General features: G+C 39.4%; 1 pseudogene. It reads right to left on the bottom strand.

The annotated features are described in order from the left end of the window. Positions 1–216: pseudogene (locus A3712_RS26600) on the bottom strand (efflux RND transporter periplasmic adaptor subunit); the annotation flags it as partial.

Raw genomic sequence — 216 nt, 5'->3', positions numbered from 1 at the left:
ACCCGACAGTAAATTGATACCGTTAGGTTTTTCGATAGATACAACCGCTTGATAACTGTTGGTATCTTCGTCTGGTTGAGTAGAGATTTCTTTAAAGCGTGTAGGAATACGAACACCATGATGTCTATCTATTATACTACCCACATATTTGAACCGACAAAGTCTTGAATCGAGCGGTCTTCAAGTTTTGAAACTGGAATAGAGAACGTCACATCC

It is taken from the genome of Vibrio sp. HI00D65 (assembly GCF_001635455.1).
Classification (GTDB): Bacteria; Pseudomonadota; Gammaproteobacteria; order Enterobacterales; family Vibrionaceae; genus Vibrio.
The sequence above is the reverse complement of the archived record's forward strand: the minus strand, read 5'-3'. Positions and strand labels throughout refer to the sequence as shown.